The sequence below is a fragment of the Brevundimonas sp. UYEF29 genome (genome assembly GCF_040546195.1).
Taxonomy (GTDB): domain Bacteria; phylum Pseudomonadota; class Alphaproteobacteria; order Caulobacterales; family Caulobacteraceae; genus Brevundimonas; species Brevundimonas huaxiensis.
In genome coordinates, this window is record NZ_JBEPNH010000002.1 from 217,012 (window position 1) to 233,789 (window position 16,778).

At 67.7% G+C, this 16,778-nt stretch carries 19 protein-coding genes and 1 riboswitch; of the genes, 9 read left to right on the forward strand and 10 right to left on the reverse strand.

All coding sequences use genetic code 11. From position 1 onward, the window contains the following. Positions 1 to 67 precede the first annotated feature (67 nt). Positions 68 to 184, reverse strand: a riboswitch (SAM riboswitch). Positions 185 to 371: 187 nt separating this feature from the next. From ABIB58_RS03990 to ABIB58_RS04005, 4 genes are all read left to right on the forward strand, one after another. Beyond that, entirely contained in the window at positions 372 to 512 is a 141-nt protein-coding gene (locus ABIB58_RS03990; RefSeq protein ID WP_017505697.1) for a hypothetical protein, read from the forward strand. Positions 513 to 614: 102 nt separating this feature from the next. Next, on the forward strand, positions 615 to 2,351 hold the full coding sequence (locus tag ABIB58_RS03995; protein WP_354039213.1) for an amino acid kinase family protein: 1,737 nt from the start codon (positions 615 to 617) through the stop codon (positions 2,349 to 2,351). A 4-nt stretch (positions 2,352 to 2,355) separates the two neighbouring features. Further along, positions 2,356 to 3,309, forward strand: a complete 954-nt coding sequence (gene thrB, locus ABIB58_RS04000; RefSeq protein WP_354039215.1) for a homoserine kinase — start codon at positions 2,356 to 2,358, stop codon at positions 3,307 to 3,309. 334 nt (positions 3,310 to 3,643) lie between these two features. Beyond that, positions 3,644 to 3,958, forward strand: a complete 315-nt coding sequence (locus tag ABIB58_RS04005; protein WP_039244733.1) for a CsbD family protein — start codon at positions 3,644 to 3,646, stop codon at positions 3,956 to 3,958. Positions 3,959 to 3,964: 6 nt separating this feature from the next. Here the strand turns inward: ABIB58_RS04005 and thrC are convergent, their stop codons facing one another. Then, on the reverse strand, positions 3,965 to 5,398 hold the full coding sequence (thrC, locus tag ABIB58_RS04010; RefSeq protein WP_354039217.1) for a threonine synthase: 1,434 nt from the start codon (positions 5,396 to 5,398) through the stop codon (positions 3,965 to 3,967). 183 nt (positions 5,399 to 5,581) lie between these two features. Between thrC and ABIB58_RS04015 the strand changes: the two genes are divergently transcribed. Then, complete coding sequence (locus ABIB58_RS04015; RefSeq protein WP_354039219.1) at positions 5,582 to 6,526, forward strand: retropepsin-like aspartic protease; 945 nt, start codon at positions 5,582 to 5,584, stop codon at positions 6,524 to 6,526. 4 nt (positions 6,527 to 6,530) lie between these two features. On the opposite strand, the gene pgm is transcribed toward ABIB58_RS04015, so the two are convergent. The 3 genes from pgm to ABIB58_RS04030 all read right to left on the reverse strand — a co-directional run bounded on the left by pgm (position 6,531) and on the right by ABIB58_RS04030 (position 9,525). Continuing rightward, positions 6,531 to 8,168, reverse strand: coding sequence for a phosphoglucomutase (alpha-D-glucose-1,6-bisphosphate-dependent) (gene pgm / locus ABIB58_RS04020; protein ID WP_354039221.1), 1,638 nt, complete (start codon positions 8,166 to 8,168; stop codon positions 6,531 to 6,533). A 36-nt stretch (positions 8,169 to 8,204) separates the two neighbouring features. After that, positions 8,205 to 9,056 carry a KPN_02809 family neutral zinc metallopeptidase gene (gene ypfJ / locus ABIB58_RS04025; RefSeq protein WP_242077261.1) on the reverse strand — a complete coding sequence of 284 codons (852 nt, stop codon included), beginning with the start codon at positions 9,054 to 9,056 and terminating at the stop codon, positions 8,205 to 8,207. Positions 9,057 to 9,135: 79 nt separating this feature from the next. After that, a complete protein-coding gene (locus tag ABIB58_RS04030; protein ID WP_354039224.1) occupies positions 9,136 to 9,525 on the reverse strand; it encodes a hypothetical protein in 390 nt (129 codons plus the stop codon). Positions 9,526 to 9,631: 106 nt separating this feature from the next. Between ABIB58_RS04030 and ABIB58_RS04035 the strand changes: the two genes are divergently transcribed. Then, positions 9,632 to 10,198 carry a type 1 glutamine amidotransferase domain-containing protein gene (locus tag ABIB58_RS04035; RefSeq protein ID WP_161638283.1) on the forward strand — a complete coding sequence of 189 codons (567 nt, stop codon included), beginning with the start codon at positions 9,632 to 9,634 and terminating at the stop codon, positions 10,196 to 10,198. A 13-nt stretch (positions 10,199 to 10,211) separates the two neighbouring features. Here ABIB58_RS04035 and ABIB58_RS04040 read toward each other — a convergent pair whose 3' ends face one another. Continuing rightward, entirely contained in the window at positions 10,212 to 10,862 is a 651-nt protein-coding gene (locus tag ABIB58_RS04040; RefSeq protein WP_354039226.1) for a class I SAM-dependent methyltransferase, read from the reverse strand. A 186-nt stretch (positions 10,863 to 11,048) separates the two neighbouring features. Between ABIB58_RS04040 and ABIB58_RS04045 the strand changes: the two genes are divergently transcribed. The 3 genes from ABIB58_RS04045 to ABIB58_RS04055 are packed head-to-tail and all read left to right on the forward strand — an operon-like array spanning position 11,049 to position 12,650. Further along, positions 11,049 to 11,456, forward strand: a complete 408-nt coding sequence (locus ABIB58_RS04045) for a hypothetical protein (RefSeq protein WP_045809750.1) — start codon at positions 11,049 to 11,051, stop codon at positions 11,454 to 11,456. Then, entirely contained in the window at positions 11,453 to 11,653 is a 201-nt protein-coding gene (locus tag ABIB58_RS04050; RefSeq protein ID WP_039244155.1) for a helix-turn-helix transcriptional regulator, read from the forward strand. Before ABIB58_RS04045 ends, ABIB58_RS04050 begins: the two co-directional genes overlap by 4 nt. A 37-nt stretch (positions 11,654 to 11,690) precedes the next feature. Continuing rightward, complete coding sequence (locus tag ABIB58_RS04055) at positions 11,691 to 12,650, forward strand: alpha/beta fold hydrolase (RefSeq protein ID WP_185224544.1); 960 nt, start codon at positions 11,691 to 11,693, stop codon at positions 12,648 to 12,650. A 174-nt stretch (positions 12,651 to 12,824) separates the two neighbouring features. Here the strand turns inward: ABIB58_RS04055 and ABIB58_RS04060 are convergent, their stop codons facing one another. The 5 genes from ABIB58_RS04060 to ABIB58_RS04080 form a co-directional block, all read right to left on the reverse strand. After that, on the reverse strand, positions 12,825 to 13,661 hold the full coding sequence (locus ABIB58_RS04060) for a DUF3298 and DUF4163 domain-containing protein (protein WP_205196084.1): 837 nt from the start codon (positions 13,659 to 13,661) through the stop codon (positions 12,825 to 12,827). Positions 13,662 to 13,683: 22 nt separating this feature from the next. Continuing rightward, positions 13,684 to 14,715: a UbiA family prenyltransferase gene (locus ABIB58_RS04065; RefSeq protein WP_185224546.1), complete on the reverse strand. Its 1,032-nt coding sequence runs from the start codon at positions 14,713 to 14,715 to the stop codon at positions 13,684 to 13,686. 268 nt (positions 14,716 to 14,983) lie between these two features. Beyond that, complete coding sequence (locus ABIB58_RS04070) at positions 14,984 to 15,766, reverse strand: GIN domain-containing protein (RefSeq protein WP_185224547.1); 783 nt, start codon at positions 15,764 to 15,766, stop codon at positions 14,984 to 14,986. Further along, positions 15,763 to 16,362, reverse strand: coding sequence for a DUF1700 domain-containing protein (locus tag ABIB58_RS04075; RefSeq protein WP_045809754.1), 600 nt, complete (start codon positions 16,360 to 16,362; stop codon positions 15,763 to 15,765). Before ABIB58_RS04075 ends, ABIB58_RS04070 begins: the two co-directional genes overlap by 4 nt. Continuing rightward, positions 16,359 to 16,703, reverse strand: a complete 345-nt coding sequence (locus ABIB58_RS04080) for a PadR family transcriptional regulator (protein WP_039244893.1) — start codon at positions 16,701 to 16,703, stop codon at positions 16,359 to 16,361. Before ABIB58_RS04080 ends, ABIB58_RS04075 begins: the two co-directional genes overlap by 4 nt. Positions 16,704 to 16,778 lie beyond the last annotated feature (75 nt).

Genomic DNA, 16,778 nt, shown 5'->3' on the forward strand with positions numbered 1-16,778 from the left:
CGCATCGTTCTCGCTCAGCAAGTCTCGATGCGGTGACAGAGCGTGGAGCGTCGTCTCGTCGATGCTCCACTCATCTCTCGCGACCCCGAAGGACCCCGCAGGAGTTGGCACCGTTTCGAGCTGTGAGACCCGATGGTTGCCCCAGCGTCAAAGGGCCTAATCCCTCGGCTGGTCTTGATGAGTGACTTTACGTTGATGATCCGGGCGGTGCCGGTCAAGCGAAAAATTCAACCTCATTGATGACGGTCGGCCACCTCACGGGGGTGAAAACGCATCATAAGCGCCCTCTCTTGAAAAAATCATTCAATGCGACTTGACAGAGTCACGGTCGTCCGATCACCCTAGGCTCAGATTTCAACCGGACCTGCCCTGTGCAACAGCGCTCGCTCATCGCCGAAGTTTCGACCGTCGCCGGCCTCGCCGCGACGCGTTTCGGCATGATCCTCGGCGGCACGATTATCGGCGGTACGACCGGCACCACCACCATGCCCGAACGGGCGGGACGAGTTTAGCGCGCCGAACCCCGGCAACCGCAGAACCCGAACCCCGCCCGGTCCGCCAGGCGGGGTTTTTCTTTTCACCCCACCCCATCCCGACCTTTCCCGAGAACCCCGATGTCCGCCCAACTCGCCGTCGTAGAAAAATCCGAAAGCCTCGACCCCAGCAATCAGCCATCACCCGAGGTGGTGGTGTTGAAGTTCGGCTCGTCCATCCTGCGCAGCCCGGCGGAGGCGCCGCTGGTCGCCTCGGCCGTCTATGGCCATGTGCGGGCGGGCCGAAAGGTGGTGGCGGTGGTCTCGGCCTTCGGCGGGGCGACGGACCGATTGTTGGGCGAGGCGAGGGCGCTGGGTCTGGCCCATTCCAACGACCTGCTGCCCGGCTACGTCGCCCTGGGCGAGGAAAAGTCGGCGGCCCTGGTCGCCATTGCCTGCGATCGGATCGGCCTGGACGCCTGCGCCCTGTCGGTGCGGGAACTGGGCATCGTGGCGGAGGGCGAGCCGGAGCATTCGCGCCCCTGCGGCCTGCGGCCCGATCATCTGAAACAGGCGCTGGATCGCCACGAGGTGGTGGTGGTGCCGGGCTTCGGCGCGGTGCGGCCGGACGGCAAGGTGGCCCTGCTGGGACGGGGCGGATCGGACCTGACGGCGGTGTTCCTCGCAGCCGAGCTGGGGCTGAAGAAGGTGCGGTTGGTCAAGGATGTGGACGGCCTCTATGACCACGACCCCAATGACAAGACGGCCCCGGCCCTGCGCTATCGCCGCGCCTCCTGGGACGTGGCGCGCAAGCTGGGCGGCGCGCTGGTCCAGCACGACGCCATCGACCTGGGTGAAAGCCGCGGGGTCGAGATCGAGGTGGCCGCTCTGGACCGCGCCGACGGCACGGTCATCGGCGACAAGTCGGCGCCGCCCGGTCCCGCGCCCGCCCTGCCGCCGCTGAAGGTCGCGGTCGCCGGGTGCGGCGTGGTCGGCGGCGGCGTTCTGGCTAAGCTGCTTGACGATCCTCGCTATGAGGTCGTGGGCGTGCTGGTGCGCAATCCGAAGAAGGCGCGCGACGTGGACTGTCCGGCCTCGCTGTTCACCTCCAACCCGGCGGACCTGTGGGCGAAAAAGCCCGACATCGTGCTGGAGGCCCTGTCGGAAGGCGAGGCGGGCCATGCCGTGATCCGCGCCGCGCTCGAGGCCGGCTGCGATGTCGCCAGCGCCAACAAACAGGCGGTCAGCCGCGATCCGGGCGGCCTTCAGGCCCTGGCGGAGGCCAACGGACGGCGCATCTTCTGGTCGGCCTCGGTCGGGGGCGGATCGCCGATGATCGAGACGGTCCGCGCGGCCCGCGCGGCCGGCGAGGTGGTCGGCTTCGAGGCGGTGCTGAACGGCACGGTCAACTTCATGCTGGAGCGGTTGGGCGACGGCGCGGCCTTCAACGAAGCCCTGGCGGACGCCCGCGCGGCGGGATTCGCCGAGGAGGATCCGTCCTCGGATCTGGAAGGCCTGGATGCGGCGGCCAAGGTGCGGCTTTTGTGCCACGAGGCGTTCGGTCGCTCGCCCGATGGCGACGTGCCGCGCGACCACCTGACCGAGGCGACCTCGGCCGCCGGCGGGGTGCGCCAGATCGGCGCGGCTCATCTGAAGGACGGGGTGATTTGCCCGTCGGTGTCGCTGAACGCCGACCATGGCGACCCGCTGTTCTCGACCCTGCGCGGCGAGGGCAATGCGTTGAAGGTCTATGGCGCCGACGGCCGCGTGTGGCGCTGCCGGGGCCGGGGCGCCGGGCGTTGGGCCACGACAGAGAGCATCATGGCGGACCTGGCCGAGATCGTGCGTGCACGCCGCGCCGATGCGGGCCTAAACTAGAGCCATGGCCGTCTTCACCCCCGTTTCCCTTGCCGACGCAGAGGCGTTCCTGGCCGGCTACGACATCGGCGAAGTCGTCGAACTGACGGCCATCGCCGAGGGGGTGGAGAACACCAACTATCGGCTGGACACGACGCGCGGTCGGTTCGTCCTGACCCTGTTCGAGGGGCGGACGGACGAGGCGTCGCTGCCCTTCTGCCTGGGGCTGACGGCGCATCTGGCGGCGCGCGGCTTTCCTTGCCCGACGCCGATCGAGGACCGGTCGGGAGCATGGCTGGGACGACTGAACGGCCGGGCGGCGGCGGTGATCGAATGGAAGACCGGCGCCTGGCTGCGCACGCCGTCATCGGCGGATCAGGCGGCGGCGGGCGCGGTGCTGGCGCGGCTTCATCTGACGGCGGCTGATTTTGATCTGGAACGCGCCAATCCGGTCGGACCGGCGATGTGGCGTCGGCTGGTCGATCGGTGCGTCGAGGGAGAAGGGCGGGCGTCCGACGCGGATCGCGCGTTGTTGAGACAGGTCCAGGCGACGCTGGCGCGGCTGGGCGATCCCTTTGCGGACGATCTGCCGGGCGGGGCGATCCATGCCGACTATTTTCCCGACAATGTGCTGTTCGAGGACCACGCCGTGTCAGCGGTGATCGACTTCTATTTCGGCTGCACCGGCGCCTTCGCCTATGACCTCGCCATCGCCCTGTCGGCCTGGGGCTTCGACGCCCAGGGGCGGGCCATGCCGGACGCCCTGGCGGCCTTCCAGGGCGGCTATGAGTCCGTGCGGCCGCTGAACGCCGCCGAGCGGGAAGCCTTGCCGCGCCTGGGCGAAGCGGCGGCTCTGCGGTTCACCGTGACACGGCTGCATGATCGCATTTTCCACGATCCCGCCAATCTGGTGACGCCCAAGGATCCGGCTGTCTTCCTGCGTCGGATGGACCACTGGCGCGCGACCGAACCGGCCTGAGGCGGGCAAGAAGACGGCGCATCTGGTGCGCTTCGTTAACACGGCGAAATTGCACTGCACCCGGAAAACGCGTGCAAAGTGCAAGACAGTGCAATTTTACCTGACGGCGATGTCAAAGACCGGAGGCGTAGTGTCTCACGGTTTTCCAACTGTATGGTCGAATGTCGCTGGCGACCACCAAGTCATTGAAATCGCAATTCGCTGTTTGCAGGTTTGGGATGGATGCGATGGGCTTGTCTCTCGAAAGACATCCGAGTCCGCGCTGGAACCGAAAGCTTGGCCGGGATTTTGATGGTGCAACGGCGAAGTCCGCCGCTCCCCGAGGACGAAGATCATGACTGACGAAACCATCAACGGCGCCGCCTCGCAGGCGCAAGGCAAGTTCCAAAAAGGCGTCGGAAAGCTGGTCGGCGACCAGAAGATGCAGGTCGAAGGCGCCTATAACGACGCCAAGGGCCGCTCGCTGGAAACCTTCGGCAAGGCGATGGATTCGGTTGATCGCCTGGTCGAAAAGGTCCCCGCCGACTACCGCGACAAGGCCCGCACCGTCGCCGCCGAAGCGCGCAAGCGTCCGCTGGTCACGACCCTGTCGGTCGCCGGCGTCGGCCTGCTTCTGCTGCGCGCCCTGACCGGCGGCGGTCGTCGCTAAGACGTTCTAGTGGCGGCCTGAAAAGGCCGCCACGGCGTCACGCGCCGCGTCCATCGTCCCATCGACGATCGTCAACCGCTCGGGCTTGTCGCCCAGGGCGGCGATGACGTTTGCGGGTTCGGGTTCGAAGCCCAGGACGTTCGAGACGAAGTCGCCGAACTTGGACGGATGGGCGGTGGACAGGGCGACGACGGGGCCTTTCGAGCGGTCCTGGCGACGCGCGGCGGCCAGCGCCACGGCCGTATGCGGGCAGATGACGCGGCCCCAGGCCTGATGGGCGTGGGCGATCTCGGCGCGCGTCTCGTCCTCGTCGATGGAGACTGCCGAGACCTGATCGCGCAGGGAGGTGAGAAGGTCCGGATCGAAGGCGATGGCGCCGTCGCGGGCGAAGGTTTCGAACACGGTGCGCGTCGCCCCGGCGTCGCGGCCCGTCGCCTCGAACACCAGCCGCTCGAAGTTGGATGGCGCCTGCACATCCATGGAGACGCTGCCGCTTTCGACCGCCGGACGGCGTGAATACAGGCCGTCGTTCAGGGCGCGGGCCAGGGCGTCGTTCTGGTTCACGGCCGCGACGAAGCCGTTGGACGGCAGGCCCATCTTCGTCGCGGCGATGCCGGCGAAGGCGTCGCCGAAATTGCCGGTCGGCACGACGAAGGTCGCGGCCCCGCCCAGCTGGGCCGTGGCGGAGATATAGTAGGGGATCTGGCCGGCCAGCCGCGCCCAGTTGATCGAATTGACCGAGGACAGTCGGCCGCGTTCACGCAATGCCTCGTCGGCCAGCAGGCCCTTCACCAGACGCTGGCAGTCGTCGAAATCACCGCGGACGGCAAGGTTCAGGACATTGTCGGCCTCGACCGTCGTCATCTGTTTGCGCTGAACCGGCGAGACGCGATCCAGCGGGTGCAGCACGACCAGATCGACCGACTTGGCGCCGGCGAAGGCGCGCACGGCGGCGGCGCCGGTGTCGCCCGAGGTGGCGGTCAGAATGGTCAGACGCTCGCCCGAGGCGGCCAGGGCCTCGTCCGTCAGGCTGGCGACCAGCTGCATCGCCAGATCCTTGAAGGCGGCGGTCGGGCCGTGGAACAGCTCCAGCACGAACAGGCCCGGCTCCAGTTCGACCAAAGGCGTGACCAGCGGATGGTCGAACCCGGCGGTCAGTCGGTCCAGCGCGCGGTCCAGCGCGCCGGCGGGCAGGGCGTCGCCGATAAAGGGGGCGATGGCTTGCAGTGCGATCGCCTTGTAGTCGGCCGCTCCGGTCCAGGCGGCGGGCGACAGGCTGGGCCAAGCGGTCGGCATAAAGAGGCCGCCGTCGGGTGCGATGCCGCGCAGCAGGGCGTCGGTGAAATCCGTTTCGGGTGATTGGCCTCGGGTCGAGACGTAGCGGGCGCTGGAGGTGCTCATGACGCCGATGGTCGTAGCCAGACGAGGCGGCGGCGTCACCCGCTTTCTGGATGATTTTGTCGGGTTTTCGCGGGCTGTGGCCCGACAATCCGCGTCCGGGCGTAGAAGCGGGGGTTCAGGCGCATATTTTGCCGCCTCGTGTGCAATGTCGTCGGTCCTGCACGGGGGGTTGCGACATCGCCCCGCTGGCGCGGATCGCTGCGACGGTCCATGTCAAGCGGCATGAGACGACGCGATCTTCTGATCCGGCTGGGGCTGGTCGCCGGCGGGGTGGGCGGGGCCTGGTGGCTGCGCGACCATGTGGTCTGGCGCGGGCCGACGGTCGCGTTCGCCGCGAACGGCTCCAGCGGCTGGCTGCCCTATGCCGAGCCGCGCGCGCCGACCCCGACGGTCGAGGTGACCGTGAACGGACAGCCGGTGCGCGCCCTGATCGATTCGGGGGCGCAATATTCGGTCATCGATCGGTCGTTGGTCGAGCGGCTGGGCCTGACCCACGTCTTCAACATCCCGATGGTGGCTTACGGCGTCGGCGGCGACGCCCAGGTCGGACGCGGGACGACGCTGGATGTGGCGATCGGCGGCTTGCGGCTGACCGGATTGCGCGCGGCGATCCTCGGCCTGGGGCCGCTGGCCGGCGATCAAGGATTGGGTGCGGCGCTGATCCTGGGTCAGGACGTGCTGCGCGAACTGGTGCTGGAGCTGGACACGGCCGAGCACCGGGTCCGGTTCTTGCCGCGCGAGGGCTGGACGCCGCCGTCGTCGCTGAAACCTGTGCCGGTGACGCGGGCCGGCAAGGCCTTGCAGGCGGGCATCACCCTGGAAGGGGCGACGGTCAATGCGGTGATCGACACCGGCGCCTCGGCCGTACTGGCCGTCACGCGCGAGACCGCCGAGGCCGCCGGCCTGCTGGACGGACGCGAACGCACGCCGGGCCAGAGCATCGTCCTGGGCGGCACGGTGCGCGCCGAGACGGTCGTCGTGCGCACCCTGACCATCGGCGACGAACTGTATCGTCAGGCGGCGGTCGCCATCTATGACGACGTCGCGGTGCCGGGCTTCCCCAAGGCCCTGATCGGCATGGCGGCCTTCGAGAACCGCCGGCTTGCACTGGACCTGGGCGGCCCCGGCCTGTTCGTCGAACGGCCGATGGAGATCACGGTCGGCTAGGCGCTCAGCCCGCCAGAGCCGTCCCCACCACGGCCCTGGCCTCGGCCTGGACGGTCGCCAGGTGGTCGGGGCCGAGGAAGGATTCGCCGTAGATCTTGTAGACGTCCTCGGTGCCCGAGGGGCGGGCGGCGAACCAGGCGTCGGCGGTGACGACCTTCAGCCCGCCGATGGCCTCGCCGTTGCCAGGGGCCTTCGTCAGGATGCCGGTGATCGGCTGGCCGGCCAGGGTGGTCGCGGTCACGTCCGAGGGGCTGAGGGCGGCAAGCCGGGCCTTTTCCGTGCGATTGGCCGGAGCATCGACGCGGGCGTAGGCGGGGGCGCCGTACTGGTCGGTCAGACCGGCGTAGAGCTGGCTGGCGCTCTGGCCGGTGCGGCCCTGGATCTCGGCGGCCAGCAGGCACAGGAGGATGCCGTCCTTGTCCGTGGTCCACACCCTGCCGTCGTGGCGCAGGAAGGAGGCCCCGGCCGATTCCTCGCCGCCGAAACCGACGGTTCCGTCCAAGAGGCCGGGCACGAAGTGTTTGAAGCCGACGGGGACTTCCAGCAGGCGGCGACCCAGGCCGGCGACGACGCGGTCGATCATGGACGATGAGACCAGGGTCTTGCCCACCGCGACGTCCGCGCCCCAGCCGGGTCGGTTGGCGAATAGATAGGCGATGGCGGCGGCCATGAAATGGTTGGGGTTCATCAGGCCGGCGTCGGGGGTGACGATGCCGTGGCGATCCGCGTCGGCGTCGTTGCCGAAGGCGACGTCATGGGCCGAGTCGTCCTTCATCATGCCGATCAGGCCGGCCATGGCGCTGGGCGAGGAGCAGTCCATGCGGATCTTGCCGTCGGCGTCCAGCGGCACGAAGGCCCAGCGCGGATCGACGGCGTCGTTGACGACGGTCAGGTCCAGTCGGTGGCGCTCAGCGATCTCACCCCAATAGGCCACGGCCGCGCCGCCCAGCGGATCGGCGCCGATGCGGACGCCGGCGTTACGGATGGCGTCCAGGTCCAGAACGCTGGGCAGGTCGTCGATATAGGCGGCCAGATAGTCGAACCGACCCGCCGCCGCATGCGCCTGGGCGAAGGGAATGCGGCGCACCTCGGTCAGGCCGCCTTCGATCAGCTGGTTGGCGCGGGCGGCGATGGCGGATGTGGCCTCGCCCCCGGCCGGGCCGCCGGAGGGGGGATTGTATTTGATGCCGCCGTCACGGGGCGGATTGTGCGACGGGGTGATCAGGACGCCGTCGGCTTGGCGGCTGTTAGATCGGTTGTGCGTCAGGATGGCGTGCGAAACGGCCGGCGTGGGGGTGAAGCCGTCGCGGGCGTCGATCAACACCTCGACCCCATTGGCGATCAGCACTTCCAGCGTCGTGCGGAAGGCGGGTTCGGACAGGCCGTGGGTGTCGCGACCGAGGAACAATGGGCCATCAACGCCCTGGGCCGCGCGGTATTCGGCGATCGCCTGGGCGATGGCCAGGATGTGAGCCTGGTTGAAGGCGCCGTCCAGGCTGGATCCCCGGTGGCCCGAGGTGCCGAAGACGACCCGCTGCTGCGGATCGCCCATGTCGGGCCGGGTCGTCTCATAGGCGCCGAGCAGGGCGTCGAGATCGATCAGGTTTTCGGGGCGTGCGGTCGTGCCGGCGCGGTCGTGCATCGTCAGTCAATCAATCGTTTTGAAGGGGCGCGGCGATCAGGCGCCGCTGAAGGTGTCGCAGGACGCCGGGTCGCCTGACTGATAGCCGCGCTGCAGCCATTCGACGCGCTGCGCCGAAGAGCCGTGAGTGAAGCTCTCGGGAGAGACGCGGCCGCCGCTGCGCCGTTGCAGGGTGTCGTCACCGATGGCCTGGGCGGTCTTCATCCCCTCTTCAATATCGCCGGGCTCGAGCGCGACCTGACCGTTGGAAACGGCCGAGGCGTTCCGGGCCCAGACGCCGGCGTAGCAGTCGGCTTGAAGCTCCAGCGCCACCGAATACTGATTGGCTTCGGCCTGACCCGAGGCGCGCTGCTGGGCCTGGCGAACCTGATCCGAGGTGCCGGTCAGGGTCTGGACGTGATGGCCGAACTCGTGGGCGATGACATAGGCGCGGGCGAAGTCGGCGCCTGAGGCGCCAAGCTGGTTTTCCATCTCCTGCCAGAAGCCGAGGTCCAGATAGACCGTCTTGTCGGTCGGGCAGTAGAAGGGACCCATGGCCGACTGACCATAGCCGCAGCCGGTGGGTGTGCCCTGTTCGTACAGGCGAACTTGGGGGGGCTGATACCCTTGCAGCTTCGTGGCCCAGACCTGATCGATATTGGTGCGGACGACATCGACGAACCGGCCAGCCTCGTCTTCGGGCGTCCCGACCTTGCCCTGCTGCTCCGAAGCGCCGACGCCGCCAAACTGGCTGGCGATTTGCGTTGTGGTCGAAGGATCGATGCCGAACACGAGGTAACCGATGATGGCCAGGACGCCCACGCCCAAGCCGCCGCCTGCAATGGCTCCACCGCCCATGCCGCGTCGGTCCTCGATCCGACCGCTCGTGTCTCCGCCCTTCCAACGCATCTCGTATCCCTCCGCCCGATCCTGGTTAAGCTAGGCAGGAACGCGGGTGCAAGGGAAGGGATGCGTCAGTTCGGACGCTTCATTGGGGGCGGGCAAGCCAGTTGTCGATCTGGCTCATGCCCTGGGCTGTCTGCTGGCGGCGTTCGGCGGCGGACTGGCGCAGGGCCCGCTCCTGCTCGGGGCTGTAGAGCGGGCGGGGCGGCAAGGGCTGGGCGACGGTCGGTCCGCGTGCGCCTTCGATGGCGCGCAGGCGAAGCTGGGTCTCGATCTGCTGTTGACGCGCCTGATCGGCGTTCGACTGCGCCTGAGAACGCAGACGGTCGTTCTCATAGCGGTGCTGGTCGGCGATGGCGGCGGGGACGCCCCCCGGATAGGCGCCGTAGGGGCGGCCGGCCTGCGGATAGGTCTGGGCCACGGCCGGCGTAGCGGCAGCGGCCAACAGGGCGGTCAGGGTCAGCAGCGATCGCATGGATACGATGTGGGGACGCGGGTCATCGCCGCCAAGCGGAGCCGCAACCCTTTGAGTTTCTGTGGGTTCATCCCGCCGAACCCTTTTCACGAACGGAGCATTCCTCATGGCCCAATCCCTTTCCGGCAAGACCGTCGCCATCCTGGCGACCGACGGCGTCGAGCTGGTCGAACTGAATGAACCGATGAAGGCGCTGAAGGATGCGGGCGCGGTGGTCGAGATCGTGTCGCTGAAGGCCGGCGAATTCCAGGGCTTCGACCATCTGACGCCGGGCGACAAGGTCACGGCCGACAAGGCCGTGGCGGCGGTCGATGCCTCGACCTATTCCGCCCTGCTGCTGCCGGGCGGCGTCGCCAACCCGGATCTACTGCGGGCGGATGAGGACGCGGTGAAGTTCGTGCGGGCCTTCTTCGACGCCGGCAAGCCAGTCGCCGCCATCTGTCACGCGCCCTGGCTGCTGATTGAGGCGGGCGTGGTCGAGGGGCGCACGATGACGTCGTTCGAAAGCATCCGCACCGACCTGAAGAACGCCGGGGCCAATGTGGTCAATGAGGCGGTGGTGGTGGATCAGGGGCTGGTGACCAGCCGCTGCCCCGATGACATTCCCGCCTTCAACGCCAAGATGATCGAGGAATTCGCCGAAGGCCGCCACGAGGGGCAGGCCGCCGCTTAAAGGAGGCCGCCGCCTAAGGCATCGCCCAGACGGAGGACCGCTTGATCTCCTGGTCCTCCAGCTCACGCGATGTCGGGACGCGGTACTCGGCCAGAAAATCCAGGCCCGTGCGTGGGAAATAGGTGCGTCCCGGATCGCCGATCAGGACCCGCGTTCCCCTGGCGCGGGCCTGGGCCAGCCAAGACAGAACGGCGTCGGTCATCGGACGCTCATAGCAGATATCGCCCGCACAGATGACGTCCACATCCGGCGGGACGGCGTCCAGCAGATTGGTCTGGGTGAAGTCCAGCGTCACGCCGTTCGCCGTCGCATTGGCGGCGACGGCGGCCTGACAGAAGGGATCGATGTCGGCGCACAGGACATGGGTCGCCCCAGCCTTCATCGCCGCCACGCCGACCAGACCCGAACCGGCGGCGAAGTCCAAGACGCGCTTGCCCACGACCTCCTGCGGATGATCCAGCAGATACCGGCTCAGCGCCTGTCCGCCCGCCCAGGCGAACGCCCAGAAGGGCGGCGGCACGCCCATTTCGCCCAGTTCTTCTTCCGTCAGCCGCCAGATCGGTGTGATCTCGTCGGCCAGCCACAAAGAAATCTCCGGCGCGTGCGGCACGGGCTGAAGCCGGGTGTTGTCGCGGATGAAGGCGGCGGGATCGAGAACAGTCATTCCGACTGGCGCGTAACAGCCTTCAGCACGCTGGCATAGCCCATGATGCGGCTGGGATGATTACCTTGCCGCGCGCAACGTCTCTCTCTCGCAGATGACGCTAAAATGTTCGGCGTTCCTGACAAAAAGTCAGGTTGACATGACATTCGTCTGGTGTCAGGTTGTCCTTACAGAGGGAGACAAGACATGATGAAGGCATGGAATAGCGGCACGCCGGCCTATCGGCGCTATCTTATCCGCACGATGGCGTTCACGGCGCCTTACGTCGCGATTTGCGTGGCGATGATGACCACAGACGCCTTCGATGATCTGATGGGCAAGCCGGCGGCCTGGATCCTGGCGGCGGCGGTGGCTGCGCCGGTGATCGGTCAGATATGGGCGACATTGGCGCTGATGCGCGAGAGCGACGAGTTCGTGCGCGGCGTCACCGCCAAACAGTTTATCGTCGCCGCAGGACTGGCGATGGCCGTCGCCGCCTTCTGGGGCTTCGGCGAGAGTTTCGCCGGGGCGCCGCATATGCAGACCTGGCTGATCGTGCCGGTGTTCTGGGCGCTCTACGGCCTCGTTTCGCCCTTCATCCGGAGCAGCCGATGAAGAACCGTCTGAAGCTTCTACGTGTCGAACGCGGCTGGACCCAGGAACAGATGGGCCAGGCGCTGGGGGTCTCGCGCCAGGCGGTGATCGCCCTGGAGACCGAGCGGCACGATCCGTCGCTGGACCTCGCTTACCGGATCGCCGCCGTGTTCGAGCGGCCGGTCGAAGAGATTTTCGAAAACCCGCACGCGGGCTGACCGAAAAGTCAGAATAACCTTACAATTGGAGACTGTGATGTCGAACTTCATTCGCCCTTGCCGGGGCGTCTTCGCCCCATCGCGCCTTGCCATCATCCTGGGCGTCGTGATCGCCTGTGCTGTGGCCAGCGATCAGGCCCGCGCCCAAGCCGCGTCCCCTGCCGCGCCCCCTGTGGAGTCCGCCGCCGCGCCCTTTACCTCCGACCGGCTGTCGGTCGAGGTGGTGGGCCAAGGCCCTGACGTGATCCTGATCCCCGGACTGGCGTCTTCGCGTGAAGTGTGGCGAACGACGGCGGATCGGCTGAAGGCGACGCACCGCGTGCATCTGGTGCAGTCGGCCGGATTCGCCGGCGAACCCTGGACGCACGGCGACGGCCCGTTCCTGCAGCCCGTGGTGGACGAGATGGATCGCTATATCCGTCAAGCGAACCTGAACCAGCCGGCGGTCATCGGCCATTCCATGGGTGCGCTCGTCGGCCTGAGGCTGGCGCAGGCGCATCCCGAGGCCGTCGGCCGATTGATGAGCGTCGATAGCCTGCCTTTCTTTTCCGCCCTGTTTGGGCCTCAGGTCACGGCCGAGACGGCGCGCCCCTTCGCCGATCAGGCGGCCGGCAGCATCCTGAACACCCCGCAGGAGGCTTTCCGCAACGGCCAGACGCAGACAGCGGCGGGCTATTCTCGCAATCCGGCGACACAGGCGGACATCGTCGCCTGGTCGTTGGCGACCGACCGACACGCCATGGCCTCGGCGATGAAGGATGTCATGACCACCGATGCGCGGCCGGGGCTGGCGGACATGACAACGCCGGTGACGGCGCTTTACGCCGCCGATGCAGACGGCGGGGCGCCGGCGGCGATGGCCGATGCGATGTGGGCGCGAGAGTATGCGGCCTTGCCCGGCGTGAGCCTGATCCGCGTCGATGGATCGCGGCATTTCATCATGGCCGATCAACCGGCGCGGTTCGCCGAACTGATCGACGCGTTTCTGGCGAAGTGAGCCTTGAAGATCCTCCCCCGAGTAGCGCAGCGAAACGGGGGAGGGGGACCGCGCGTAGCGTGGTGGAGGGGGCGAAAACCGCACGAATCTGAACCGGCGAGAGCAGTGATGCGTCCGCCCCCTCCACCACTTTGTGGTCCCCCTCCCCCGCAGGCGGGGGAGGATTTACAGGCGTCAGCCGTTCTTCGGCGTCACGTCGCCGGCCTTGACCGGGGCGCCGTCGAACTGGTCGGCGTAGGCGGGGTTGAGCAGGGCGCGGAAGACGCTATGCGGCAGGGCGATCCAGTAGGGGCCGTCGGAGTAGGGGCCGATCTGATAAGGCCCCAGCAGGAAGGTCACGCCGCCCGCCTTGCCCGGCGTCGTGCCCGGCGTCAGCACGAACGGTGTCGAGACGGCCTTGGGGCAGGTCCACATCTTGCCGTCCAGCGTCGCGGCCTCCGAGCCCGGCGAGCGGGCCTGTTTGGCGGCGTTGGCGGCGGCGCACAGGGCGTTGTCGAGGACCGACAGGTCGGCGCCCGGCCGGAACAGGTCGGCGAAGCCCAGTCGCTTGTTGGTCGTCTTGTCCCAGATCACGGCGTCGAAGCTGGTGTTGGGATGGGCGCCGCCGGTGAACTCGAAATCGGTGCGGGCCAGGCTGACCAGTTTGCCGGTCTCGGCGCCCGGCGCGAAGGCGATGGTCTTTTCATAAGGATTCGGGCCGCCGCCGGCCTCGCTGAGATCGGCCTGGGCGCCTTCCTCGAACTGCTTCAGGTCGCGCACCGTGTCGGCATAGAGGGCGGCGTGCAGGGCGGGCGTGGTCTTGATCGCCTGGGGCAGGGTCAGTTTGACGGCGGCATAGGGGGTCTTGCTGTCATAGCCGACGGGGGTGTTCGACACGGCCGGCGCAGCGGCTGGAGCCGGCGCGGCCGGCGCCTGGGCCTTGTCTTCCTTGCGCTGGCAGGCGGCCAGAGATGCGGAAAGCGTGGCGGCGACAGCGGCGGACAACAGCAGGGTGCGGGCGGTGCGCGACATGGGAAACTCCATCATCGGGGGATCACAGGGAGATAGAGCCAAGAGCGATGGCGGCCAGCAGGATGACGCCGGCCTCGCGATTGGACTTGAACAGTTTCAGCGCCAGGGCGCCGTCGTTGCGGTCCAGCCGTATGACCTGACACGCCAGATGGACGGCGTAGGCGATCAGGCCGATCCAGAACAGCGGACCGAGATTTGCGGACAGGCCCGTCAGCGCAGCGAGCAAAACTGCCAGACCATAGAAGACCGCCACGCCCGGCCGCACGGCCGAGGCCAGGCGGCGGGCCGAGGATTTCACGCCGATCATGGCGTCGTCCTCAATGTCCTGAAGCGCATAGATGGTGTCGTAGCCCAGCGTCCAGAAGACGCCGCCGATCCACAGCAGGACAGCGGGAAGATAGGCCTGCCAGGTCAAGTCGATCGCATGGCCGCTGTCGCTGGCCGGGGACCACAGAAAGGGCCGGAACGCGCCCGCGAGATCGGGGGGCAGCAGCAAGGCGGCCGCCGCCAAGGGCAGGGCGGCGGCGAACCCCATCAGGGCCCCCCAGTTGAACGTCAGGCCCAGCCAGGCCTGGGGCCACCAGGTGATCCGCTTCATGAAGGGATAGGCCGCGACCAGGGCCAGCGACCCGACGCCCAGCCCGATGGCGACGGTCGGCAGAGTCAACAGGATCAAAAGGCTAATCAGGCTGCATCCCACCACGAAGGCCCAGGCCTGTTTGACGCTGATCCGGCCAGACGGGATGGGTCTCTGGGCGGTGCGGGCGACCTGGGCGTCGAAATCCCGATCGACGATGTCGTTGAAGGCGCACCCGGCCGCCCGCATCAGACAGGCGCCGATGCCGAAACCGATAAACAGCCACAGATCGTAGAGACCCGGCGCCTGCCGATACTGCGCCAGGGCCAGGGCGATCCCCTGCCAGCCGGGCAGCAGCAGCAGCCAGATGCCGATGGGCCGATCGAACCGCCCCAGCTTCAACCACGGCTTCAGCTCCTCCGGCGCATGCCGATCGACCCAGTTGGCGCCGGCGTCGGGGAGAGGAGCGAAAGTCATGCGGCTGACTTAGCGCGTAGGGCCCGAGGGGTGAAGGCGTGACCCCTTCTTTCGTCATCCTCCGGCGAGCACAGCGAGACCGGGGGACCCAGCGGCGCGCGGCAGCGCGAACCTGTCGAGCAATCCCTGTTTAACGAGAGTGCAGCAGAAGCATCGCCTTCGGCGCCGCTGGGTCCCCCGGTCTGCGCCGCAAGCGGCTTGCCGGAGGATGACGAAAGAAAAAGGGGCTGGTGAACCCAGCCCCTTTCCACGGTGGTCGTTGTGACCGTCAGTCCTGATAGACGTCGCCGGAGCCGGAGACCGTGCTGTTCAGGTTGGCGGGGCGGGTGGCCAGGGCCACGTCGCCGGAGCCGGCGATGGCGACTTTGACGTCGCCGGTCGGGGCGATGCGGGCGTCGCCGGAGCCGGCGACGTCCACCCAGGCGTCGCGGGTCGCCAGATCGCCGAGGGACGCATCGCCCGAGCCGGCGATGTCCAGCTTCAGCGCGTCGGTGCGACCCGAGGCGGTGACCTCGGCCGAACCGGCGATGTCGACCGTCAGCGAAGGCTGGTCATAGCCGGTGATCTGCAGGTCGCCCGAACCCTTGGTGTTGAAGCGGTTCACCTTGGGCGCGGTGATGACGACTTTCAGCTCGTCGCGCTCCGAGCGGGCGGAGAAGTTGCCGTTGTCCCAGCCGAACACCACCCGCTCGTCGCCGTCGCCCAGATCGAGGCGGCCGTCGACCAGACGGACCCGGTCGGTCAGACCCTTGGGGCCGGTGATGACGACGGTGTTGGCGTCACCCTGGACATAGTCGACGTCGATGCTGGAATCGACGGTCAGGGTCTCGCCGCCGGTCCAGGGCAGGGTGCGGGTGGTCAGAGGGCCGAGATCGTCGGTCCCGCCGCCCTTGACCCGCTCGAAGCGGATGGTCTCACCGTCCTGGTCCTTGATGGTCCAGGCCCAGCCGTGGCGCTGGAGGTCGTGGCCGCCGATCGCCAGCGCGCCGCCGACGGTGACCAAGCACAGCACCAGGGCGGCGCCGGCGATGATGAACAGGGTGCGGATCATGCCGAAGCTCCCGAGGTCGAGGTGGATTGAACGCTGGTCGGCTCAAGCGCCGGCTTCAGCAGGCGGTAGTGCAGGCGGGCGAACCAGACGACGCCGTTGACCAGCCAGATGGTGAAGATGGTCAGCAGGGCGCCGATGAAGACGGCGCCGGCCATCAGGCCCAGACCCATCAGGATCGCCGCGAACGGCCCGCCGGGGAAGCCGGCGAAGGGGCCCGCAACCATGATCACGCCGCCTGCGATGAACAGGCCGATAGCGGCGAGGAAGAAGCCAAACACGGTCCCGATCACGCCCATCAGCAGGGGCAGAAGGATCAGGATGTCCAGCGCCCCCAGGCCCAGGACCGCGAAGACGGCGCCGGCGGCGGCGGAGGGGTTCTTCTCCTGATGCCAGCGCTGGATGCCGGCCTCGGCCTTGAGCTCGCGAGCCAGGCGGACCGGATCGCCCAGCGCGGAGGCGACCTCGGCCTCGGTGCGGCCGGCGGCGATGCCGTCGTCGAAGTGGGTCTGATAGTCGGCGATGATGTCGTTGGCGGTCGTGGTCGGCAGGCCGACGAGGCCTTCCTTCAGACGATCGATGAATTCGGCGCGCGTCATTGAGCGGCTCCCTGATCGGCGTCGTTCGCCACGATGGCGTCGACGGCCTTGGTGAAGGCGGACCATTCGGCAGTCTGGGCGGCGAGGGCCCCCCGGCCCGCTTCGGTCAGTCGATAGTATTTGCGTGACGGCCCGGCGGAGGATTCGACCAGATAGGTCTCGACCTGTCCTTCGGACTGCATGCGGCGCATCAGGGGGTAGATCGTGCCTTCCCCCATATCGATCGCGTCCGACAAACGGCTGGCGATCTCGTAGGCGTAGCTGTCCGCCCGGTTCAGAAGGGCCAGGACGCAAAGCCCCAACACGCCCTTCTTCAGCTGTATCTCGATAGTTTCTGGCACCTCGGCTCTCCCGTTGATGACCATTGACTACGGCAAGGTATCTTGTGACGCAAGGTAGCTATCGAAACATGACAG

Coding starts and splice junctions, on each gene's coding strand:
- ABIB58_RS03995 (WP_354039213.1), top strand. CDS start 615: ATGTCCGCCCAACTCGCCGTCGTAGAAAAATCCGAAAGCCTCGACCCC.
- thrB (WP_354039215.1), top strand. CDS start 2,356: ATGGCCGTCTTCACCCCCGTTTCCCTTGCCGACGCAGAGGCGTTCCTG.
- ABIB58_RS04005 (WP_039244733.1), top strand. CDS start 3,644: ATGACTGACGAAACCATCAACGGCGCCGCCTCGCAGGCGCAAGGCAAG.
- ABIB58_RS04015 (WP_354039219.1), top strand. CDS start 5,582: ATGAGACGACGCGATCTTCTGATCCGGCTGGGGCTGGTCGCCGGCGGG.
- pgm (WP_354039221.1), bottom strand. CDS start 8,168: ATGCACGACCGCGCCGGCACGACCGCACGCCCCGAAAACCTGATCGAT.
- ypfJ (WP_242077261.1), bottom strand. CDS start 9,056: ATGCGTTGGAAGGGCGGAGACACGAGCGGTCGGATCGAGGACCGACGC.
- ABIB58_RS04030 (WP_354039224.1), bottom strand. CDS start 9,525: ATGCGATCGCTGCTGACCCTGACCGCCCTGTTGGCCGCTGCCGCTACG.
- ABIB58_RS04035 (WP_161638283.1), top strand. CDS start 9,632: ATGGCCCAATCCCTTTCCGGCAAGACCGTCGCCATCCTGGCGACCGAC.
- ABIB58_RS04040 (WP_354039226.1), bottom strand. CDS start 10,862: ATGACTGTTCTCGATCCCGCCGCCTTCATCCGCGACAACACCCGGCTT.
- ABIB58_RS04045 (WP_045809750.1), top strand. CDS start 11,049: ATGATGAAGGCATGGAATAGCGGCACGCCGGCCTATCGGCGCTATCTT.
- ABIB58_RS04050 (WP_039244155.1), top strand. CDS start 11,453: ATGAAGAACCGTCTGAAGCTTCTACGTGTCGAACGCGGCTGGACCCAG.
- ABIB58_RS04055 (WP_185224544.1), top strand. CDS start 11,691: ATGTCGAACTTCATTCGCCCTTGCCGGGGCGTCTTCGCCCCATCGCGC.
- ABIB58_RS04060 (WP_205196084.1), bottom strand. CDS start 13,661: ATGTCGCGCACCGCCCGCACCCTGCTGTTGTCCGCCGCTGTCGCCGCC.
- ABIB58_RS04065 (WP_185224546.1), bottom strand. CDS start 14,715: ATGACTTTCGCTCCTCTCCCCGACGCCGGCGCCAACTGGGTCGATCGG.
- ABIB58_RS04070 (WP_185224547.1), bottom strand. CDS start 15,766: ATGATCCGCACCCTGTTCATCATCGCCGGCGCCGCCCTGGTGCTGTGC.
- ABIB58_RS04075 (WP_045809754.1), bottom strand. CDS start 16,362: ATGACGCGCGCCGAATTCATCGATCGTCTGAAGGAAGGCCTCGTCGGC.